Raw genomic sequence first — 20110 nt, forward strand, 5'->3', positions numbered from 1 at the left:
GTTTCAATCCAGAAGTTTGTCGACTGCCGAGATCTGCTCCCTCAGCCTCTTGAGGACAGCCTTGTTCTCATTGAGCGCGGATACCGCCTTCGCCATCTGCTTCGAGACGGCGCCCTTCGATGTCCCGCCCTCGCTGCCCCTCCTCTCGACGGCTCTTTCGACCTTGAGGAAGTTCAGGTCCGAGGTCCTCAGATCCTTCTTGTTCTTCAGCAGGACCTCGTTCGCCAGCCGTATGAACTTCTTATCGTCACCGTCCGCATGCATGGCCAGCTCCTTGACGATGCCGTGCGCGCTCCTGAAAGGTATCCCCAAGGTTGTGAGGAGGTCGGCGAGGTCGGTCGCGGTCATCAACCCAACCTCTGCCGCCCTCCTCATCCTCACCCTGTCGAACTCGATCTCTCTCAGGAAGTCTGTGAGGGCATGGAGCGAAGCCTCAACGGTGTCGAAAACATCGAAGAGGTTCTCCTTGTCTTCCTGCAGGTCGCGGTTATATGCGAGGGGAAGAGATTTCATCAGGGTGAGGATCGCGACTAGGTCACCGACTGCTCTGCCGGATTTCCCTCTGACGAGTTCCGGTAGGTCGGGGTTCCACTTTTGGGGCATCATGCTGGAGCCGCCGGACAGGTCTTTCGGGAGCTTCAAGAACCCGAACTCGCGAGACGACCAGTAGACCAGCTCCTCGCAGAGCGACGAGAGATGTATCATGAGCAGGGAGAGAGAGAACGCGGACTCAGCGACGAAGTCCCTGTCGGAGACGGAATCGATGGAGTTCTCCGTGATGCCGTCCAGGCCGAGCATGTCAGCGACTGACTTCCGGTCGATCTTGTGCCAGACGCCTGCGAGAGCCCCCGACCCGAGGGGAGATACGTTCGTTCTGGAATAGCAGTCGAACATGCGTGATATGTCTCGCTCGAGCCTCCAATAATGAGCAAGCAGATGATGGGCCAGCAGTATCGGTTGCGCATGCTGGACATGCGTGTATCCGGGCATGATGGCTCCGGCCGCCGCCCTTGCGCGCAAGACGATGGTCTGCTGGAGTTCCAGCGCCGCGGAGACTGAATCGAGCAACGCTTCTCTGACGAACAGCCTCATGTCAAGGGCGACCTGATCGTTCCTGCTCCGACCGGTGTGCAGCTTCGCGCCGGCTTCGCCGATTCTGTCCGTGAGCGCGCGCTCCACATTCATGTGAATGTCCTCAAGCTTCGGGTCAAGGGCCAGCTTCCCCGTCCTGATGTCGTCGGCTACCCCTTTCAGGCCATTCTCAGTCAGCTTCAGCTCTTGTTTGGATATCACGCCCGCGCCCGCCAGGGCGTGCGCGTGCGCTATGGAGCCAGCTATGTCGTACTTCCAGAGCCTTCGGTCGAAATGGACCGAGGCCGTGAAATCGAGGAACGCATCATTTGCAGACTGTGACCGTCTCCTCGTTGACCGCGATCTCGTTCGCTGTTCCATTGCCGCTCTCTCCCGCCTTCACCATGCTGGCGACCTTCAGGGGCAACCCCCACACATAGATGAACCCCTTCGCAGCGGAGTGGTCGAACTCATCCCCTTTGGCGTATGTCGATAGTGAATTGCTGTACAACGAGTACGGAGACTCCCTGCCCACGACGACCGCGCTGCCTTTGAACAGCTTCAGCTTGACCGTCCCGGTCACGAGCTCCTGGGTCTTGTCGATGAACGCGTCCAGAGCCTCCTTGAGCGGGGAGAACCAGAGGCCGTTGTAAACGAGCTCCGCATAGTGCTGCTCGATTCCCTTCTTGTAGTGCAGCAGGTCCTTCGTCATGACCAGGCTCTCGAGGTCTTGGTGGGCCTTGATGAGCACGACCGCCGCAGGTGCCTCGTAAACCTCTCTCGATTTGATCCCGATCAGACGGTTCTCGATGTGGTCTATCCTGCCTACCCCGTTGTTGCCCGCGATCTCGTTCAATTTCCTTATGAGATCTAGGAGGTCGATATTGGCTCCGTTCAGGCTCACTGGGTTGCCCTGGACAAAGCCGATCTCGACGTACTCAGGGGCGTCAGGGGACTTGTCTATCCCCTTGGTCCATTCGAAGATGTCCTCTGGAGGCTCGACCCACGGATCCTCGAGGACTCCGCATTCGATTGCTCTGCCCCATATGCTTTCATCTATGCTGTACGGTTTCTCGACTGAGACGGGAATCGGGATGCTGTGCTCATTCGCATAGACTATCTCCTCCTCCCTCGACATCTTCCAGTCCCTTGTCGGGGCTAGTATGTCCAGGTTGGGGGCGAGCGCCATGATTGACACTTCGAACCTGACCTGGTCGTTGCCCTTGCCCGTGCAGCCGTGGGCAATGGCAGTCGCATCCAGTCTCTTGGCCATCTCGACGAGTTTGGCGACCATGAGAGGTCTCGCGATCGCGGTCCCGAGCGGGTAGTTGCCTTCGTAGAGGGCGTTTGCCTTCAATGCTGGTAGAACGTAGTTCTCGACGAACTCCTTCTTCGCGTCGATGACCCACGCCTTGGATGCGCCTATGCTCTTGGCCCTCCTCATCGCGTCCTTGAGGTCGTCCGATTGACCGACGTCTATGGTCACGGCGACGACTTCGTAGCCGTACTTCTCGTTCAGCCAGTGGATAGCCACTGACGTGTCCAGGCCGCCTGAGTACGCGAGCAGGATCTTATCCTTCTGTTTGCCTTGAGCAGCGCCTTCCATGGTCTGCCGCCTCCTAGCATTCGAAACTAGTGTGCGTATTTGGCCGTGGTGACATCGAGTGAACATCGTCCGATGAACGATGTCCAATTTGCGACAAGAACACTTCTCATCTCTGACCTGCGATTGGACCACGTTCTGATTGTCTGGCTAGTTTGCGACAGTCCATCAGCCTTAAGTAGACCGAGAATATTACTATTCAGTACAACAGGAGAGCCACTTGCCTTTCAGACGACCGCGCGAAGAGGAACCGCAGATAGGCCCGGACGGGCAGCCCGAGTTCGTCAGGGTACGACTTCCCCACAAGAAGGAGGGGGAGATGTTCGGCATCGCTGACCAGCTATTGGGAGCCTCTAGAATCAAGATAATGTGCGCGGACGGCAAGTACCGTATGGGCCGCATTCCTGGCAAGATAAAGAAGCGTATGTGGATACGCGAGGGAGACCTCGTGATCGTCCAGCCATGGGATTTCCAGGACGAGAAGGCGAACATTCAGTATAGGTACACGAAGACCCAGGCAATGTACCTAAGCAGGAAGAAGATGATCCCCAAGTCGATCGATGTCTTCTGAAGGACAACCGGTGGATGCCTGTGCCTCGAGCTGACGAATACCACTCTTTTGAACGCGAGATTGACAAGTGGCGTATGCGCCGCAAGGACACAAATGATAGGAAGTCGTACGATGAGGTGTTCGACCAGCAGAACCTGATGATCATCTACAAGCTGCTGTCAGATGGTGTTTTCGATAAGCTCGACTTCCCAATATCCACGGGCAAGGAGGGCAATGTCTACCGTGCCTCAACGAAGGATGGCCAGCTAGTGGCCGTGAAGATATACAGGACGGCCACATCGACATTCAAGGACATGGCCAAGTACGTCCATGGAGACCCCAGGTTCGGCGGTCTCACAAACAACAAACGGAAGCTGATCTACGCCTGGGCAAACAAGGAGTTCCTGAACCTGAAGGCGTTCGCAAGGGCAGGCGTCCGAGTGCCCAAGGCAATAGCTCAGACGAAGAACGTAGTCGTCATGGAATACATTGGCGATGAGAACGAACCGGCACGTGAGCTGAGGAACGTCAAGCTCGAGGACCCGGAACCTGTCGCCAGAAAGATCCTGGACTACCTCAGGCTGGCGTACAAGAAGGCCAGGCTTGTGCACAGCGACATCAGCGAGTTCAACATCCTTATGCCGAGCGAAGAGCCGGTCATAATCGATGTCGGGCAAGCAGTCCTGCTGGACCATCCGACCGCCCAGGAATGGCTCGAGCGAGATGTGGGCAACGTCGTAAGGTATTTCAAAAAGCTCGGTGTAATCCTGGACGTCAAGAAGGAGCTCGAGGTGATCAGGAAGCAATGATCCAGTCCGTCAAGGTCCCAACGGAGAGAGTAGGGGTGCTCATCGGCAAGAGCGGCGAGACGAAGGAGTTCTTGGAGAGGCGGGCAGGGGTCAAGATATCAATCGATTCTGAAGAGGGTGATGTCGAGATCGATTACACTCACGCCAAGGACCCGGCCATGGCACTGGCCGTGGTGAACGTGGTCCAGGCGATCGGAAGAGGGTTCGCTCCTTCCAAGGCGATCAAGCTCCTCGAGGACGAGTACTTCCTCGAGATATTCGACATCAGGGACTATGTCGGGAAGAAGCAGGAGCACGTAATGCGCATGCGCGCGCGGGTCATCGGCACCCACGGGAAGACGCGTGCGATCATCGAAGAACTCACGGGTGCCTTCGTGTCTGTCTATGGGAACACGGTCGCCGTCATAGGGGATGCGCTGCAGATCGATGTCGCCCACAGGGCCCTCGACATGTTGCTATCAGGCTCGGAGCACGCGGCCGTGTATCACTACCTCGAGGGCAGACGGGCACAGCTCAAGGTCGAAGGCATGGGCTTCTGAAGTTCTGAACACGCACTATTGGTTCTGTTGCGATATCGGGTGATGACCCTTAGGTCACGTCTCAGATGCAACTCGTTCCATTCGGCTCCGACCGTGCGGCCATCGCTGGCTCGTATAGGATCATCATCACGTCATGCTGGAACGCGCCGGGGTCGAACCGTAGACCCCCTGCCATCCCGTTGGAGATGGCTATCTGCAGCAGGTTGATGCTGGCATTGATGTGCCTGTCGAGGTGCCAGCCGCAATCACATACGAACTCTGTGCCCATTCGGGAATCTTGTATTCTCCCACATGCCGGGCACTTTCTGCTGCTATATCTTGGATCGACTTTGACGACAGGGATACCCTTCCACTGGGCCTTGTATTCGATGATCTGGTGTAGCTTCCTCCTCGGCCACAGGCTGAGGCGACGATTCATATCCTTGCCCCTTTTGTACCGGATTCCTATAAGGTCCTCGAGTACCACAACCGACCTCTTGCTCTCGGCAAACGAGAGCACGGCGTTTGCCACCTCATGAAGCCTGTGCTCGATCCGGTGGTGCTCTCTTGTGCCTTCCCGCCTACACAGGTTTCTAGCAGTCTGCCTGTCATGCGCCTTCTTCTTCTGCAGCCTTCTCCGCCTGTCGTGGTGCCGCTGCTGTATGATGGCTACGTCAGGGAATTCCGCCTTGACCGTAACCGCTGCTTCAGAGTGGTTGCCGACGAACACGCCATCCAGGCTCCTTTCATTAGTATCTAGAGAAAGGACCGACTCGGGGATGTATGGTGCAGGGCACCCTTCCTGAAGGCTACTATGACCCGATCTGGAAGTATGGTCAGCGATCCGAGGGAGTGCGTGTTGTCATCCAGGTACTTCCGATGATACTGGCTTACTACGAGATTCAATTTTACATGGCAACCCGCCCTTATGGGAAGGTCGATGGTTCCGGACTCACGATCGAGCTCTACGCCTGGTTCTCTGCTTTCATCATGAGGCGTTTGACATAGGGAACTTTGCACGCAACGCCTTTGCGAATGCGCCTGCGATGGGTCCTAAGAATGCCGCCAGCTACTTCGAACGCTGATACAAGATGCTGGGAGTACATCTTCGGATGTTCTTGGCGGAATTCCTTGTACGCGATTCTACACAAGGCGTTTCTCGATGTCACTCTCGCCTGGAGGCCGGCTCGGATCGCATTGTTGACGGCCAATCTGAAATCCTCAAGCAGGGACTTCGCTTCCGATGGAAGGTCCGTGTCCAGTCGGAAGACGGCTCCCTTGATTAGCATCTCGTCTTTTACTGTGACCAGTGTATTACTACTCTCTGACTACATGCAGCGATGGGAGGTTAGTGGTTGCTCGACACGGTTCAGCTGGCCATGACCCCGAACTCCGGCCAGCGTAGTTCTTGCAACGGGACCACTATTGAAATAGCCCTGCTGACAATACATCGCTTGGATGACTGAAGGTCTTCTGAAGCAATTGGACGCCGACCTGACGACTATCCCCCCTGTGATCTCCAAGGGAGAGAGCGGGAGGGATCGCGTGATGCGGTTATGCGCCCACGCCTTTCTCAGGCTCTGGACGAGGATCGCGCTCGAGTCGGGCCAGAGGCTGAGCCTTTCCCCCTCTCAGTTCGTCCTCGGGACCTACGAGGGCCAGATGAAATGGAACCTCAGCGAGACGGTGGACTACAAGGGGATCGCGCAGCTCGGCATCGCTGGAACATCGAGGAGGCATCACTCGTTGATAGCTGAGACTTACATCGTCAAGGGCGAGGAGAGGGCGAGGTGGTTCTTCGCGCTCGAGGAGGAGAAGGTCAAGAACAGACCGGTCTTTGTGAACTACCTAGTCTACGACGTTCCTTTGAAGGAGTTCGACCTGTCAAAGGCCGTTGCTGTCCTCAAGCAGGTCTTCCCGCAGTGGCTGGAGAGCGTGAGCACTGGCGACGACAAGCCGCTCTGGAACATGTGTAAGGAGAAGCTGGAGTGCGTGGGAATCTAGTTGGTAGGCAGAATTCTGACTTCGTGAAACATGGACAGGTGCCTAGGTGATTCTGGTGCGATCTTCCCTATGGACCAGCGAGCCATTCTTCAGACAAGGGATAAATAGGCGTTCCGCCTGCTGAGCTTCAACAATGTCCGAAAGGCTCGAGATCGCAGGGCGAGCGCTTCAGCGCACCCTGTGCAACCACTGCCTGGGAAGGCTTTTTGCATCCGTCTCCAGAGGGCTCTCGAACGACCAGAGGGGGGCTATTGTCAGGTCATGTCTTCCGGATGCTCCCCAGCAGCCTGTCAGCATGAATGATTGTCATGTCTGCAGAGGGCTATTCTCCGAGCTGCAGAAATTCGCTGAGATTTCAGCAAGAGCTTCAGAAGGTTACGAGTTCTCAACATTCCTGGTGGGCACCAAGGTCGACGCCGAGGTCTTGGAGCGTGAGGAAACCTTCTGGACAGAGCTCGGAGCCAAGGAGACCGAGACGATCAAGACCGAGATGAACCGGGAGATAGGCAAGCTCCTGGAAGGCAAGCTCGGGAAGACGGTCGATTTCGCCAATCCGGACATGGTGTTCCTGGTCGATACTCAGTTCGACAGGGTGGTGCTCGATGTCGCACCCTTGTTCGTTTACGGCAGGTATAGGAAGTTCTCCAGGGAGCTTCCGCAGACCCGTTGGATCTGCAGGGAGTGTAGAGGCAAGGGATGTCCGAGGTGCGACGGCAAGGGCAGGATGTATGATATGAGCGTCCAGGACTACACGGGCCCTATTGTAATGCGTCATGCCCAGGGTGAGGACGATTTCTTCCACGGCATGGGCAGGGAGGACATCGACGCCCGAATGCTCGGAAACGGCAGGCCGTTCGCATTGGAGGTCAGGCGGCCCCGAAAGAGGACCCTAGACATACCTGGGATTGAGCGCGAAATCAACGAGAATGCAGTGGATGTGGTCGAGGTAGAGGGGCTCAGGATGTCTACGAGGGCCGAGATGAGGGGTCTTAAGGAATCCACACATCCCAAGACCTACAGGGTCAGTGTGCGGTTCCAGACCGATTTTGACCACGGAAAGCTTAATGATGTAGTGACATCATTGGCCGGAAAGCCTATAAGTCAGCTCACTCCAAACAGGGTAGTCCACAGGCGTGCGAACCTAGAGAGGCTCAGGACCGTCCGGAGCATCCGGGTGGAGTCCGTGAACGGCTCCGAGGTCGTTTTCGTCGTGGAGGCCGACAGCGGGACGTACATCAAGGAACTGATGCATGGGGACCAGGGGCGGACGCAGCCCAATGTCGCCGGCATCGTCGGTGTGCCCTGCGAGGTGCTCGAGCTGGACGTCATAGCGATCGGAGACAAGGGGGCGTAGAAGTATGGTAAAAGCATCCAAAGGCTACAGGCGCCGGACACGGTATGTGATGCAGAACCGCGTGAGGGATAGAGGACTCTCTCCGATCACTAGGATCTTCCAGAAGTTCGAGGTTGGCGAGAAGGCGAACATCAACCTGGACCCCAGCATACACAAAGGCATGCCGCATGTGAGGTTCCACGGACACACTGGCACCATCGTGCGAATGCAGGGAAAGGCTTATCTCATTGACGTCCGGATGGGCGACATGATGAAGCAGGTTATCGTGAGGCCTGAGCACCTCAGGAAGTCCAAGTGACCAGCTGGTGATTCTGATGGAAGACAAGAAGATGGTTACGCTGGCTGAGGTAAAGGACATCCTCTCGGAGAGGCAGAACAATGGTGAGCCTACGGCTGAGCAGAAGCTCGCCCTCGACCATGCCCAGAAGTTCTCACGTGTCGATTCAAAGAAGGCGAAGAAGCTCGTCAAGGAGCTCACCGAGCTTGGGTTCGTGTCGGAAGTGAATGCGGTAAAGATAGCAGATATCCTGCCATCGACCGCGGACGATGTCCGGCTAGTATTCTCGAAGGAGAGGGCTAGCGTAGAGAAAAAGGACATCGAAAAGGTTCTTAGTGTCGTAGAGAAGTATCTCTGACGAGCCCGGGGGATTGCTGTGGAGGACTACGCAAGAATACTAGATTACCTGCCCCAGGGGCTTCCTGATGAGAAGATGTTCCACAGGGAGCCCGTAGCGTACGCCGTCGGCGAGGACCAGTTCAAGCTGTTCGAGCTGGTGCCCAAGCAGGGCGTGAACCTGGCGACGGGCGACAGGGTCTACATAGGCAAGGAACTCGACCTCAGGCAGGAGATCCTCCATGTCAAGAAGCGCATAGGCTTCAACGAGCTAACCAACGCGTCCCAGAGCGAGCTCCCGTTCGTCATGTTGCAGATCATCAAGGCGCACGAATCAAGGTTCGTGCAGTTCTTCAACGAGTCCCAGGCCATAACGACGAGGTTCCACATGCTCGAACTTCTGCCAGGCCTAGGCAAGAAGACCATGTGGAGCATCATCGAGGAGAGAAAGAAGGGCCCGTTCAAGGACTTCGCGGACATCTCCAAGAGGGTGCCGTTGGCCCATCAGATCGAGAAGCTCGTGGCGAAGCGGATAGAGCAGGAGCTCGCCAACCCGGACGAGAAGTACCGTCTGTTCGTGGCGAGATGAGCCCCCATGAGAGCTGAGGAGGTCAAGGCCGTCCTCGAATCGATCGGCAAGCGGCCGACCAAGAGGCTGGGCCAGAACTTCCTGCTCGACGATTCCGTAGTGAGCAGGTCTGTCGGATTCGCCGCCCTAGACTCTAAGGACACCGTGCTCGAGATTGGTCCTGGCCTCGGCAATCTCACGGAGGAGATACTCAAGTCGGGGGCGAAGGTCGTAGGCGTGGAGCAGGACCCTGCCTTCTGCAAGTTCTTGGAGAGGCGGTTCGGCGAGAGGGTCCGGATCGTGCAGGCGGACGCTGTCAAGGCCTTCCTGCCGGGGTTCAACAAGGTCGTCTCGAACCTGCCCTATCAGATATCCTCGCCGATAACATTCAAATTGCTCGACATCGGGTTCGATGTCGCCGTCCTGATGCTCCAGCGGGAGTTCGCAGAGAGGATGATTGCGAAGCCCGGAACGGATGATTATGGCCGTTTGTCCGTGGGGGTCTACTACAGGGCGGATTGCGAGATCATGCTGAATGTTCCAAGACATGCTTTCTGGCCGCAGCCCAAGGTTGACTCGTGCGTCGTCAGGCTCGTTCCGAAGCCTCCACCGTTCAAGGTCAATGACCGGCAGGTGTTCTTCGATGTGACCCGCGCCATCTTCTCGCACAGAAGGAAGAAGATCTCTAACTCGCTGAAGGTCGATCCCGCAACGGCCTCTCTGGTCACATCGGGGATCGAATCCTCGCTCGATAAGCTGCCGTATGCCTCCAAAAGGGCAGAAGAGCTCTCCCCGGAAATGATCGGTGAACTGGCGGATGCGCTACTCGACCTCAGCGCTTCTTCTCGGGGAAATAGCGCTCGATGATCGCATCTGCGATCTTGCCAGTACCGTCCACGAGCGGGTCGCAGGCAGGGATGCCGTACTTCGCCTCGTACTCAGCGATCCTCCCCTCGACGTCCTTCCTCGTCATGCCTGTGTGGTTGATGGTGATCCCGATGACATCGCAGTTGGCAAGAACCTTGATGAGTTCCATCTCGCGGTCGATTGAACCGTTCGGGATGTGCAGCTCTGTCTCGTGATATGTCCTCCACTTCCTCGCGGGCGCGTGTTGCAGCACGACAGTTTGCGGCGCGGACGCAGTGACGATGGTCCTCGAACCCGTGACATATGCCGGATGGCTGAGCGCTCCTTGTCCCTCGACGATTATGACCTGCGGATGCTCGGTCTTGTAGGCCATGTCTATGGCGTTCTCGAGCTCACCGACCACATAGTCCCCTCTGATGGCATCGAGTGGGATCCCGAACCTGGACCCCTGGAGCAGACCTGTCTGGCCCGTCGCCACGAAGCTGGTCTTGATGCCTCTCTTGTTCAGCTCCTTCGTTAGGATGACCGCGGTCGTGCGCTTCCCGCTAGCGGCGTCTGTGCCCAGGATCGGTATCCTGATAGCCTTCATCTTGGACGCCAGGTTCCTGTAATAGTGCATCTTCTCGAGCGGGGGCTCTTTCCTGATGTCCGTGATCGTGACCTTGTACTTCTTTGCGAGCTCAATCAGCTCGGGATCGTCAGCGAGCCATTGGTGCAGGCCAGAGATGATGTTGATCCTGTTCTTGATGGCCTCTCTCAAGGCGGGCCTGAAGTTCTTGGGGAGCATGCCGCCGACCGTCGCCACGCCGACGATGAGGTAATCTGGTTTCTTCGGCAGCTTCGAGAGCGCGTCCTTGACGGACGAGAAGATGGGTATGCCGGTCTTCTTTCCGTCCAGGACTTCGCCAGCATCCTCGCCGGCCTTGGTGCTGTCCAATATGCCCAGTATCTTGAATCGCAATGAGTGCCTCACAAGCCCCGCAGCGGTCTTCCCGCCTGTCCTGTTGAACGACGCCTCGCAGAGAACCAACGCAGTTTCCATTGGTTGGCGCAACCGCGTGGCTCTATAAAACCATTGACTTGTTAGCCGGAATCTGGAAGCTCATCTGGCCATGACACCGAGCAGTTTTTCTAGCCATAGGGTCATTGGCCCTCGGGGGAGTAGATGCTAGTTGGAATAGTAGGCAAACCTAACGTGGGGAAGTCCACATTCTTCTCAGCGCTCACGCTGGCGACGGCGCAGATCGCAGCATATCCATTCACGACCATCCAGGCGAACAGAGGCGTCGGCTATGTCAGAGGGCAGTGTCCACACGTGGCATTCGGCCATCAATGCACCCCGAACAATTCGCCCTGCGAAAGCGGCACGAGATTCGTGCCGATCGAGGTCCTCGATGTCGCGGGCCTTGTCCCGGACGCGCATGCTGGGAGAGGTCTTGGGAACAAGTTCCTGGACGACCTCAGACAGGCGGACGCTTTCGTCCATGTCGTCGATGCGAGCGGCGGGACGGACTTCGAGGGGAATCCTGTAGGCGTGGGAGACCACGACCCTGTCTTGGATGTCAACTTCCTCGAGAAGGAGATATCGTATTGGATATTCGGCATACTTGAGAAGAACTTCGCCAAGATAGCCAAGCAGTCTAAGTTGGCCGGGACGAAGATTGAGAAGACGCTTCACGAGAAACTCACTGGCCTCTCTATCACCGAGAGCCAGATCCTGATCGCCCTTAGAAAGACGCCTGCAGATGCTGACATGTCGTTGTGGACCGACCAGAATCTGTTGAGGTTCTGCCAGGAGCTGCAGAAGATAGCCAAGCCCATGATCATCGCGGCGAATAAGGCGGACATCGCGCCTGCCGAGAACATCGAGAAGCTGAGGGCCACTGGCTACCCGGTCGTGCCGACCAGCGCGGAATATGAGCTCGCCCTAAGGCGCGCGACTAAGGCAGGGCTCGTGAACTACGTTCCGGGAGATGACCACTTCGAGTTCAAGGACAAGTCCAAGCTGAACGAGAAGCAGGTGGCGGCGTGCAGCAAGATGGGCGATTGGCTCAAGCAGAACGGGACCACAGGCGTGCAGGCCGTCCTCGAGGACGTGGTGTTCAAGGTTCTGGACATGATGATCATCTACCCGGTCGAGGACGAACACAAATGGACGGATAAGCAGGAGCGCGTGCTCCCGGATGCCTATCTGATGCGGAGGGGCTCCAACGCCAAGGAACTGGCGTTCAAGGTCCACACTGACCTGGGTGATAACTTTATTAGGGCGATTGATGGAAAGACCCACATGACCATAGGTCATGACCACGTGCTGAAGGACAACGACGTGATCAAGATAGTCGCAAGAGCTTGATGCTGATGGGATATTGGGATATCAGGCTCATCGGAGCCTCGTACAAGAAGATGGAGAACGACCTCGCAATCCACCTCTACGGCAAGACGCAGGATGGCCAGTCCGTCGCCGTCAAGTACGTCGGGTTCGAACCGTATTTTTTCTTCGTGGAGCCAGATAGGAAGGAGGCCCTGGACGGCATCGTCGGGATGCTCAACAACGATACGCGCGTCAAGAGGCTCGAGGACGCCGAGCTCCTCTACAAGGGCGAGAAGAGGAAGTGCAAGAAGGTCGTCGCCACGTTCCCGTGGCTGGTTCCCGACATTAGGAAGACAATCATGCCTCAGGCGACGGTCCTGGCAGCCGACATCCCTTTTCACTTCAGGTTCGTGTACGACATGAACATCGGCTCCTGTGTTCGCGTGATAGGAGAGCCGATCGATGACAGCACTTACAGGACGGACATCGTCGTCAAGGCGGAGAGGTTCGAACCGATCAAGGCCTTCAGGCCGAAGCTGACCATCCTCAGCTTCGATGTCGAGACCAGCCTCAAGGAGCCGAAGATATTCTGCATCTGCTGCGTCGTCAAGAACGGAGACAAGGTCGATGGCAAGCAGTTCGCGGGCGATGGACCTGGCGGCGAGAGGAAGATGATCGAGGACTTCACGAAGTTCATCGAGGAGGTCGACCCAGATGTCATAACGGGGTACAATATCGACGGGTTCGACATCCCCCAGATATTGCAGCGCGCGGAGGCGCTCAGGATGCCCGAGCCCTCTTGGGGCAGATATCCAGGCGCGATGTCGCAGTACAACAACCGATTCTGGTGGACCGAGGGCAGGATCATAGTCGATGCTTGGTGGGCGATCAAGAAGATACTGAAGCCGAAGCAGGAGACTTTGAACGCCGTCTCGAAGCAGCTCCTGGGCGAGGAGAAGCATGACGTCGATCCCAAGAAGATGGACGACGAGTGGGACTCCGATAAAGAGAAGGTCATGAAATACTGCGAGCACGACTCCGATCTCGCTCTGAGGGTGCTCGAGAAGGTCGCGGTTCTTCAAAGGGGCATGGATCTCGCAACAGTGTCGATGCTCCCCCTGGACGATGTGGTAAGCGGGACGACATCTCAGTTCGTGGACTCCATACTCATCAGGGAGGCTGACAAGGAAAAGGTCGCTGTGCCGATGACCATGCGCTCCTCAGAGGACGTTGAGACCATCGAGGGCGGGTACGTGCACGAGATGAAGCAGGGACTCTATCACTGGGTCCTGACCCTGGACTTCAGGAGCATGTACCCGAGCATGATCATTTCGAAGAACATCTGCTTCACGACGTTGCATCCGAACGGTATGATCGTTTCTCCGACCGGTGCGAAGTTCCTGGACAAGAGCGTCAGGGAAGGACTTCTGCCACGCATCCTCCTGAAGCTGATGGACGAACGCGCTGCTACAAAGAAGGCCATGAAGGATGCCCAGACGACTGATGACAAGGACTACTACAACGGTCTTCAGGAAGCCATCAAGATACTGATGAACTCCTTCTACGGGGTCCTCGCATCGTCGTTCTACAGGTTCACCGACCCGAAGATAGGCGCGAGCATAACCGCATTCGCCAGGGAGGCCACGAAAGGCCTCATCAAGAAGCTTGAGGCTGAGAGCCTCGAAGTCATCTACTCCGACACCGATTCAGTGTTCTTCCTGTCGCCCAAGCCGGACCTGGATGAGAGCGTGAAGCTGGGCCAGCAGATCGCGGAACGGTTCTCGTCTGAAGGTGTGGTGCTCGAGTTCGAGAAGGTCATGGAGCCTTTCTTCTCACACGGCATGAAGAAGAGGTATGTCGGACGCATGGTCTGGCCTAGGCAGGAACTCATAGTCCGGGGCTACGAGATGCGCAGGACAGACTCGTTCGACCTTCAGAGTGAGGTGCTCTCCAATGTCCTCGAAAAGGTCCTCGACGGCGACAACCAGGGTGCAGTCACATACACGCGGGGCGTAATCGATGACCTCATGAAGGGGAAGATCGACCCTTCGAGGCTGGTCATCTCGCGGTCCGTTAGAGCGGCGAGCCAATACAAGGCTGGCGACAGCATGATCAATGTGAGGGTCTTCAAGAAACTGAAGGAGTTGGGGTACGAGGTGGTTCCGGGCATGAAGGTGTCCTGGGTCGTCACCGACAGCCACGCGTCCCCGCAGAAGTTCGAACCGTGGATCGAGGGCAGGCCGTTCGATGCGAAGCCAGACCACAGGTACTACGCCACTAGATTGGCAGCTACGATCTCCAGGGTCACGGATTCCTTCGGGTGGGATGAGAAGTCGCTCGTATCAGGCATTCAGCAGTCGTCTTTCTTGAACAATGATTACGAGACAAAGCGGGAGGCAAGAGCCACCAGCCAGCCGAAGAAGACCGACAAGAAGCTCAACCTGAACAACTTCATGTGAGCGCCCCAACAGGTTTATATAAGTCAACTCTTTTGGAGTCCTTCGCAGCGGCGAGATCCGCCTGGTCTCGCAAGGGAATGTGCGCTTAGGCGTGAACCCGTGAACGGCTGGATGTGACTTGAATGGCAGAAGAGGCGACAAAGGCTCCGTCTAAGAAGGAGCGCAAGACTAAGGCACCGGAGGCGCCCGTTGCACCTGCGCCAGAGGCAGAAGCCCCTGAGGCGAAGAAGGGCGGCAGCACTAGGAACATGTATCATTTCATGGGCGAGGCCTGGAAGGACCCGTCCAGCGATGCGATGAAGCGGCTGATGTGGCAGAGGCTCGTAGACTGGAGGAAGGAAGGCACCTTCGTCCGGGTCGACAAGCCACTTAGGCTCGACCGCGCTCGCACTCTTGGCTACAAGGCGAAGCAGGGCTTCGTCGTCGTTCGGGCAAAGGTCCGGAAGGGCGGCCTCAGAAAGCACAGGATCAAGAAGGGGCGCAGGGCGAAGAGAATGGGTATCCTGAAGATCACCATGAGGAAGAGCATCCAGAGGATCGCAGAGGAAAGGACCTCGAAGAGGTATCCGAACCTGGAGGTCCTGTCATCCTATTGGGTTGGTGAGGACGGCCGGCACAAGTGGTACGAGATCATACTTGTCGATGTGAACCACCCGGTCATCAAGGCCGACCCGAAGCTGAACTGGATCTGCTCGAGCAAGCACTCGAACAGGGCCAACAGGGGTCTGACTCCTGCCGGCAAGAAAGGCAGAGGGCTTGTGAGGACGAGGGGCATGGGCGTCGAGAAGAACAGGCCATCGTTGAGGGCTCACAACAGACAGGGCACCTAGCCGCGTATCTTGTCCAGCAAACCACTTACTTCCTTTTCACTCATGCCTACCAGAGGGTAGAAGACCGGGAGCTCGCCCTTGGGCGCGCCGCGCTTCTCGATATCATCCAATCGCCAAGCGAACGCGATGCCGATGCACCCGTTTGCCCTTGCGAGGGAGAACAGGTCATCCTCCGGTTCCACGATCTTGAGATGAGGGTACCACTTCCTCAACGGCTCCAGCAATGATTCGGTCCTTGTTGCGACAAGCGCGCTGCTGCCGCGCTTCATCATCAGCCAAGTCGATGCGAGGCCATTCTCAGAATCAACGGCGGAAAGCACCCTTCCCTGACTTCCCAGAGGCATTCCACCAGGGCCTGGCAGCACCGAACTGAACAAGTATGCGTTCCTGTCCCTGACCTCGACGAAGATCTCAACATCCGGCTCGTCCAGTCCGACTTTGATCCCGAGGCCTTCATGTTCCCTCAGGACCGCCTCGCCGAGATGCTCCGCCAGCGACTGGCTGGTGTAGCTGTGGTTGCCAGACCTTCTCGATCTGATGGCGAACGCCGCGCCCTTGAACATCAGAGGTCTCGAAAACTCCACAACCGACTTCGTCAGTGATTCCATGTCGCTTGGAGCCCTCTCGACCGGGCTGAATGAAACGATGCCAAAGGTCCTGGAGAGTATCTCGCACGACTTCCTCCAGTCGTCAGAGTCCACGAACAGCCTCCCTCTTGTCTGAGAGATCACGCAGGCAGTGTTGGCGAGCACATGCCTCTTCCTGATGTCGTCCAAGAGCTGATGTTCGAACCTCCTCCGCACAGACTCGCTCTTGAGACCGATCTCGCCGTACCTTACGAGCAGCGTTGGCATCGGCTCTGCCATGCCCATCTCCTCCATTAAATGTTTCACAGGAGGGCGTAGCGTCATGCAAAGTCTAAATTAGGTGTTCGGCATTCGGTAATTCTAGAAACCCAAGAGGGGTAAATTGAACACAAATCGAAAGACAAAGGTTTCTTTGAAAAGAGTGTGTGAGCCCCCCGGACCAAAGGCAAAAGCTTGGGTGAAGCGCGACAACGCGGTTCTGTCTCCGTACAACCGGCCCTACTACTACCCGATGGTGGTCGAGAAGGGCCACGGCTGCATAGTCGAGGACGTGGACGGGAACGAGTATATCGACTTCAACAGCGGGCTCGGGGCGATGAATGTAGGGCACTGCCACCCGGAGGTGGTCAAGGCCATATGCGAGCAGTCGAAGCGTCTGCTGCACTATTCGTACACGGATTTCTACTACCGGTACGCAGTAGAGCTGGGCGAGAAACTCAACAAGATCACGCCCGGCAGCTTCCAGAAGAAGGTCTTCCTGAGCGGAAGCGGTGCCGAGAGCATCGAGGCGTTCGCGAAGGTCGCCAGATGGCATAGCAAGAGGCCGATGTTCCTCGCCTTTACGGGCGGGTTCCACGGGAGATCGATGGGCGCTCTGAGCTTCACGGCAAGCTCCATCGGTCAGAAGGCCAGGTACTTCCCGACTATGCCGGGCGTGGAGCATGTGCCGTATGCGTATTGCTACAGGTGCCCATACAAGATGACCTTCCCCGAGTGCGACTATTGGTGCGTGGATTTCATCGATGATTGGGTTCTGAAGAAGTTCCTGCCGCCTCAGGAGGTCGCCGCATCCTTGATCGAACCCATACAGGGCGAGGGCGGATACATCGTCCCGCCGAAGGATTACCACAGACGACTGAAGAAGCTCATGGACAAGTACGGCATCCTCTACGCCGTGGACGAGGTCCAGTCAGGCATGGGCAGGACCGGCAAGTGGTGCGCAATTGAGCACTTCGGAGTCATACCCGACATAGTCTGCATGTCCAAGGCGCTCGGAGGAGGCATATCTCTGGGCGCGACGATAGGGCGCGCGGAGATCTATGATTGGTCCGCTGGCTCGCACTGCACGACGCTGGGCGGAACCCCAGTGGCATGTGAGGCCTCCCTAGCCACGATGCGCGTGATCGAGAAGGAGAAGCTCCGCGAGAACGCGACGAAGCAGGGTGAATATGTGCTCAAGCGGCTCCGGGAATGGGTCGACAAGTACGAGATCGTCGGCGATGTCAGAGGCAAAGGCCTCATGATAGGCGTTGAGATCATCAAGGATAAGAAGTCCAAGGAGAAGGACGGAGACGCTGCCCACGACATCATACACCACGCCTGGAAGAAGGGCGTGGTCGCGATAGGCGCTGGTGAGAACTGCTTCAGGATCGCGCCTCCGCTGGTCATCACGAGAGACCTCTTGGACGCCGGCCTCGACGCGCTCGAGGAGTCCATCAAGGAGGTAATGAAGGCCAAGTGATCAGGCCGTTCACGGGACGGCTCTGGCAAAACCTTTTCATTGTCATTTGTTCCGAGGTTTGGAGGGAGATAACATGGTGAAATCATACAAGCTGAAGGGTCCCAAGATCGTGGTGGAGCCGCCAGGACCCAAGTCTAGGAAGGCATTGGCTCGAAAGGAGAAGTACATCACTAACGGCATCAGAATTGGCCTGCCGGCCGAGCTGGACGTGGCTTAGGGGCCGTTCATGAGAGATGTCGACGGGAACGTCTACCTAGACTTCACCTCCGGTATCGGAGTCCACAACTGCGGGCACAGGCCTGCGGCGATGGTCAAGGCGTGCCAAGACCAGTTGGACAAGTTCATACACATATGCTTCATGGTCTCTCCGTACGAGAGCTACCTGAGGCTCGCCGAGGAGATGGCGAAGATATGCCCGGGAAACCTGCAGAAGAGCATATTCCTGAACAGCGGGTCCGAGGCGATTGAGAACGCAGTGAAGATCGCCAGGGCGTACACGAAGAAGAAGTGGATCATGTCGTACAAGACCTCGTTCCACGGAAGGACTTTCCTGGACATCTCCCTGACTGGCAAGGAGAAGCCGTACAGGGAAGGCTTCGGCCCACTGGTTCCGTACATCCAGCACGTGGATTTCGCATACTGCTACAGATGCCCGTTGTGCCTTGAGTACCCATCTTGCACCCTGGCATGTGCCGACACCATCAGGACGGTCATGGAGACGTCCCCGCTCCAGGGCGATGTGTGTTGCCTGGTCGGAGAACCCATCCAGGGCGAGGGCGGATTCATCAACCCACCGCCGGGCTACTGGGAGAAGATGAGGAAGATCTTCGACGACAACGGTGTTGTGTTCATCGACGACGAGGTCCAGACGGGCTTCGGCAGGACTGGCAAGATGTTCGGCATAGAGCACTGGAAGTGCGATCCGGACATGCTCATATCCGGTAAGGGCCTGTCACTGGGCATGCCCCTGGGAGGCGTCACGGGCAAGGATGAGATCATGTCCGCACCCGGACCCGCGAGCCTTGGCGGAACCTTCGGCGGCAACCCGGTCTGCTGCGCTGGAGCGCTTGAGTCCATCAAGCTGACCAATAAGGCCATGCCCAACACGAAGATGATCAACAAGGTCGAGTTGAAGCGCCTCAAGGAGTGGAAGCAGGACATAGAGGTCGTGGGCGATGTCCGCGGCCTCGGCGCAATGATTGGTCTTGAACTCGTTAGGACAAAGAAGGGCAAGGAGCCGGTGCCCGAGCTCACCAGGAACATCCAGCTGAACTGCTTCAAGAAGGGCCTGTATATCTTGACGGCCGGTCAGTTCGGCAATGTCATCAGGCTGCACCCGCCGTTGGTCATCAAGCAGAACCTTCTCGAGAAGGGCCTGGACATACTCGAGTCAGCTATCAAGGAAGAGGCCAAGAAAGCCGGTATGACGTAGAACAGCATATCATTGAAACCCCTTAATCCCATTTTGACTTCTTCTTACGTCAGAATCGCTGCAACCCAGCATATTCTCTCTCGTCAAGTTCGATAATGGCCACATGTCATCTCGTAGGCGGACCTGCTTCCGCCCATCTCTGGATGACTATCGATGAGCAGATGCTCACGATCAGCTCTATCCATCTGATCGTTCGCCTCGGGGGGAGCTTCCCGGCAATCGGGTTGGACAGTTCGAACCAGCCAATGAGCTCCTTGTTGGGACCGTACATCCAGAAGTCAAGGTAATCTCCCTCGTGGAAGTCATCTAGTGATTCCCTCACGACCGTCAACTGATATGGACGGTTGAACAGAGTCTTCTCCTCTTCGGGGAGGCCCTCGACTGGGTTCAACTCTGACAGTCTTCCCGTCTTGATGTTGGGGTACCTGTCCTGGTTCACCATATCCTCATATGTATACCTCAGTTTCCTGAAACCGTCGATGATGTCCGGCCTGTAGCCGAGCAGGATTTCGTACTTGTAGATGTCGGATGTCCTGCTTTTCAGGCCGACGCCCACCTCTCTGAAATCGAAGTGTCTGAAGATCAACTTCGCCGCCTGTTCTAGAACGGCATTGAGGGAGTACCTCTTGTCCATGGCCATCTCGGCCAGTGAGACTATGTTGTCGATGATCTTCTCATCGGCGTCTCTCGGAATAGGGGAGTAGTTGTCCTCGATGAACGCCCGATGCTTGCGGTCAATCGCATCTCTCTTACCAGGAATCATGGTGCATCACGTTTTCAACGGGCTCTGCCT

22 protein-coding genes are annotated in these 20110 nt (G+C 56.8%); 15 read left to right on the forward strand and 7 right to left on the reverse strand.

Translation table 11 applies throughout. From position 1 onward, the window contains the following. Window positions 1-3 precede the first annotated feature (3 nt). Window positions 4-1452 carry an argininosuccinate lyase gene (gene argH / locus KJ653_09290; GenBank protein MBU0686020.1) on the reverse strand — a complete coding sequence of 483 codons (1449 nt, stop codon included), beginning with the start codon at window positions 1450-1452 and terminating at the stop codon, window positions 4-6. Further along, complete coding sequence (locus KJ653_09295) at window positions 1397-2677, reverse strand: argininosuccinate synthase (protein ID MBU0686021.1); 1281 nt, start codon at window positions 2675-2677, stop codon at window positions 1397-1399. The genes argH and KJ653_09295 overlap by 56 nt, the downstream gene beginning before the upstream one ends. A 253-nt stretch (window positions 2678-2930) precedes the next feature. Here KJ653_09295 and eif1A point away from each other — a divergent pair, with 253 nt between their 5' ends. From eif1A to KJ653_09310, 3 genes are all read left to right on the forward strand, one after another. Next, complete coding sequence (eif1A, locus tag KJ653_09300; GenBank protein ID MBU0686022.1) at window positions 2931-3245, forward strand: translation initiation factor eIF-1A; 315 nt, start codon at window positions 2931-2933, stop codon at window positions 3243-3245. 74 nt (window positions 3246-3319) lie between these two features. After that, complete coding sequence (locus KJ653_09305) at window positions 3320-4033, forward strand: serine protein kinase RIO (GenBank protein ID MBU0686023.1); 714 nt, start codon at window positions 3320-3322, stop codon at window positions 4031-4033. Continuing rightward, the gene (locus KJ653_09310) at window positions 4033-4572 is read left to right on the forward strand and encodes a KH domain-containing protein (GenBank protein ID MBU0686024.1); all 540 of its coding nucleotides are present in this window, start codon (window positions 4033-4035) and stop codon (window positions 4570-4572) included. Before KJ653_09305 ends, KJ653_09310 begins: the two co-directional genes overlap by 1 nt. Before the next feature lie 61 nt (window positions 4573-4633). On the opposite strand, the gene KJ653_09315 is transcribed toward KJ653_09310, so the two are convergent. Both KJ653_09315 and KJ653_09320 read right to left on the reverse strand, forming a co-directional pair. Then, on the reverse strand, window positions 4634-5281 hold the full coding sequence (locus tag KJ653_09315; GenBank protein ID MBU0686025.1) for a transposase: 648 nt from the start codon (window positions 5279-5281) through the stop codon (window positions 4634-4636). A 235-nt stretch (window positions 5282-5516) separates the two neighbouring features. Continuing rightward, window positions 5517-5840, reverse strand: coding sequence for a hypothetical protein (locus tag KJ653_09320; GenBank protein MBU0686026.1), 324 nt, complete (start codon window positions 5838-5840; stop codon window positions 5517-5519). 169 nt (window positions 5841-6009) lie between these two features. On the opposite strand from KJ653_09320, the gene KJ653_09325 reads away from it, so the two are divergent. The 6 genes from KJ653_09325 to rsmA all read left to right on the forward strand — a co-directional run bounded on the left by KJ653_09325 (window position 6010) and on the right by rsmA (window position 9957). After that, window positions 6010-6555, forward strand: coding sequence for a hypothetical protein (locus KJ653_09325; protein MBU0686027.1), 546 nt, complete (start codon window positions 6010-6012; stop codon window positions 6553-6555). Between the two features lie 133 nt (window positions 6556-6688). Beyond that, a complete protein-coding gene (locus KJ653_09330) occupies window positions 6689-7909 on the forward strand; it encodes a tRNA pseudouridine(54/55) synthase Pus10 (protein MBU0686028.1) in 1221 nt (406 codons plus the stop codon). Between the two features lie 4 nt (window positions 7910-7913). Further along, window positions 7914-8207, forward strand: coding sequence for a 50S ribosomal protein L21e (locus KJ653_09335; protein MBU0686029.1), 294 nt, complete (start codon window positions 7914-7916; stop codon window positions 8205-8207). Window positions 8208-8223: 16 nt separating this feature from the next. Next, a complete protein-coding gene (locus tag KJ653_09340) occupies window positions 8224-8544 on the forward strand; it encodes an RNA polymerase Rpb4 family protein (GenBank protein ID MBU0686030.1) in 321 nt (106 codons plus the stop codon). Between the two features lie 18 nt (window positions 8545-8562). Further along, the gene (locus KJ653_09345; GenBank protein ID MBU0686031.1) at window positions 8563-9111 is read left to right on the forward strand and encodes a DUF655 domain-containing protein; all 549 of its coding nucleotides are present in this window, start codon (window positions 8563-8565) and stop codon (window positions 9109-9111) included. A 6-nt stretch (window positions 9112-9117) separates the two neighbouring features. Next, window positions 9118-9957, forward strand: a complete 840-nt coding sequence (rsmA, locus tag KJ653_09350; protein MBU0686032.1) for a ribosomal RNA small subunit methyltransferase A — start codon at window positions 9118-9120, stop codon at window positions 9955-9957. Here rsmA and KJ653_09355 read toward each other — a convergent pair. Further along, window positions 9923-10999, reverse strand: a complete 1077-nt coding sequence (locus KJ653_09355) for a DUF1611 domain-containing protein (GenBank protein MBU0686033.1) — start codon at window positions 10997-10999, stop codon at window positions 9923-9925. The two genes, rsmA and KJ653_09355, sit on opposite strands and share 35 nt — an antisense overlap. A gap of 123 nt (window positions 11000-11122) precedes the next feature. Here KJ653_09355 and KJ653_09360 point away from each other — a divergent pair, with 123 nt between their 5' ends. From KJ653_09360 to KJ653_09370, 3 genes are all read left to right on the forward strand, one after another. Beyond that, window positions 11123-12310 carry a redox-regulated ATPase YchF gene (locus tag KJ653_09360; GenBank protein ID MBU0686034.1) on the forward strand — a complete coding sequence of 396 codons (1188 nt, stop codon included), beginning with the start codon at window positions 11123-11125 and terminating at the stop codon, window positions 12308-12310. A 5-nt stretch (window positions 12311-12315) separates the two neighbouring features. Continuing rightward, window positions 12316-14727 carry a DNA polymerase II gene (locus tag KJ653_09365; protein ID MBU0686035.1) on the forward strand — a complete coding sequence of 804 codons (2412 nt, stop codon included), beginning with the start codon at window positions 12316-12318 and terminating at the stop codon, window positions 14725-14727. Between the two features lie 248 nt (window positions 14728-14975). After that, on the forward strand, window positions 14976-15557 hold the full coding sequence (locus KJ653_09370; protein MBU0686036.1) for a 50S ribosomal protein L15e: 582 nt from the start codon (window positions 14976-14978) through the stop codon (window positions 15555-15557). Here the strand turns inward: KJ653_09370 and KJ653_09375 are convergent. After that, window positions 15554-16423 carry a hypothetical protein gene (locus KJ653_09375; protein MBU0686037.1) on the reverse strand — a complete coding sequence of 290 codons (870 nt, stop codon included), beginning with the start codon at window positions 16421-16423 and terminating at the stop codon, window positions 15554-15556. The genes KJ653_09370 and KJ653_09375 overlap by 4 nt on opposite strands. 103 nt (window positions 16424-16526) lie before the next feature. Here KJ653_09375 and KJ653_09380 point away from each other — a divergent pair, with 103 nt between their 5' ends. The 3 genes from KJ653_09380 (at window position 16527) to KJ653_09390 (ending at window position 19317) form a co-directional block, all read left to right on the forward strand. Further along, window positions 16527-17885, forward strand: coding sequence for an acetyl ornithine aminotransferase family protein (locus KJ653_09380; GenBank protein ID MBU0686038.1), 1359 nt, complete (start codon window positions 16527-16529; stop codon window positions 17883-17885). 73 nt (window positions 17886-17958) lie between these two features. Next, window positions 17959-18102: a hypothetical protein gene (locus tag KJ653_09385; protein ID MBU0686039.1), complete on the forward strand. Its 144-nt coding sequence runs from the start codon at window positions 17959-17961 to the stop codon at window positions 18100-18102. 9 nt (window positions 18103-18111) lie between these two features. Continuing rightward, window positions 18112-19317, forward strand: a complete 1206-nt coding sequence (locus tag KJ653_09390; protein MBU0686040.1) for an aspartate aminotransferase family protein — start codon at window positions 18112-18114, stop codon at window positions 19315-19317. A 106-nt stretch (window positions 19318-19423) separates the two neighbouring features. Here the strand turns inward: KJ653_09390 and KJ653_09395 are convergent, their stop codons facing one another. Beyond that, window positions 19424-20080: a hypothetical protein gene (locus KJ653_09395; protein MBU0686041.1), complete on the reverse strand. Its 657-nt coding sequence runs from the start codon at window positions 20078-20080 to the stop codon at window positions 19424-19426. Window positions 20081-20110 lie beyond the last annotated feature (30 nt).

This window comes from Candidatus Thermoplasmatota archaeon, assembly GCA_018814355.1.
Classification (GTDB): Archaea; Thermoplasmatota; Thermoplasmata; order UBA10834; family UBA10834; genus COMBO-56-21.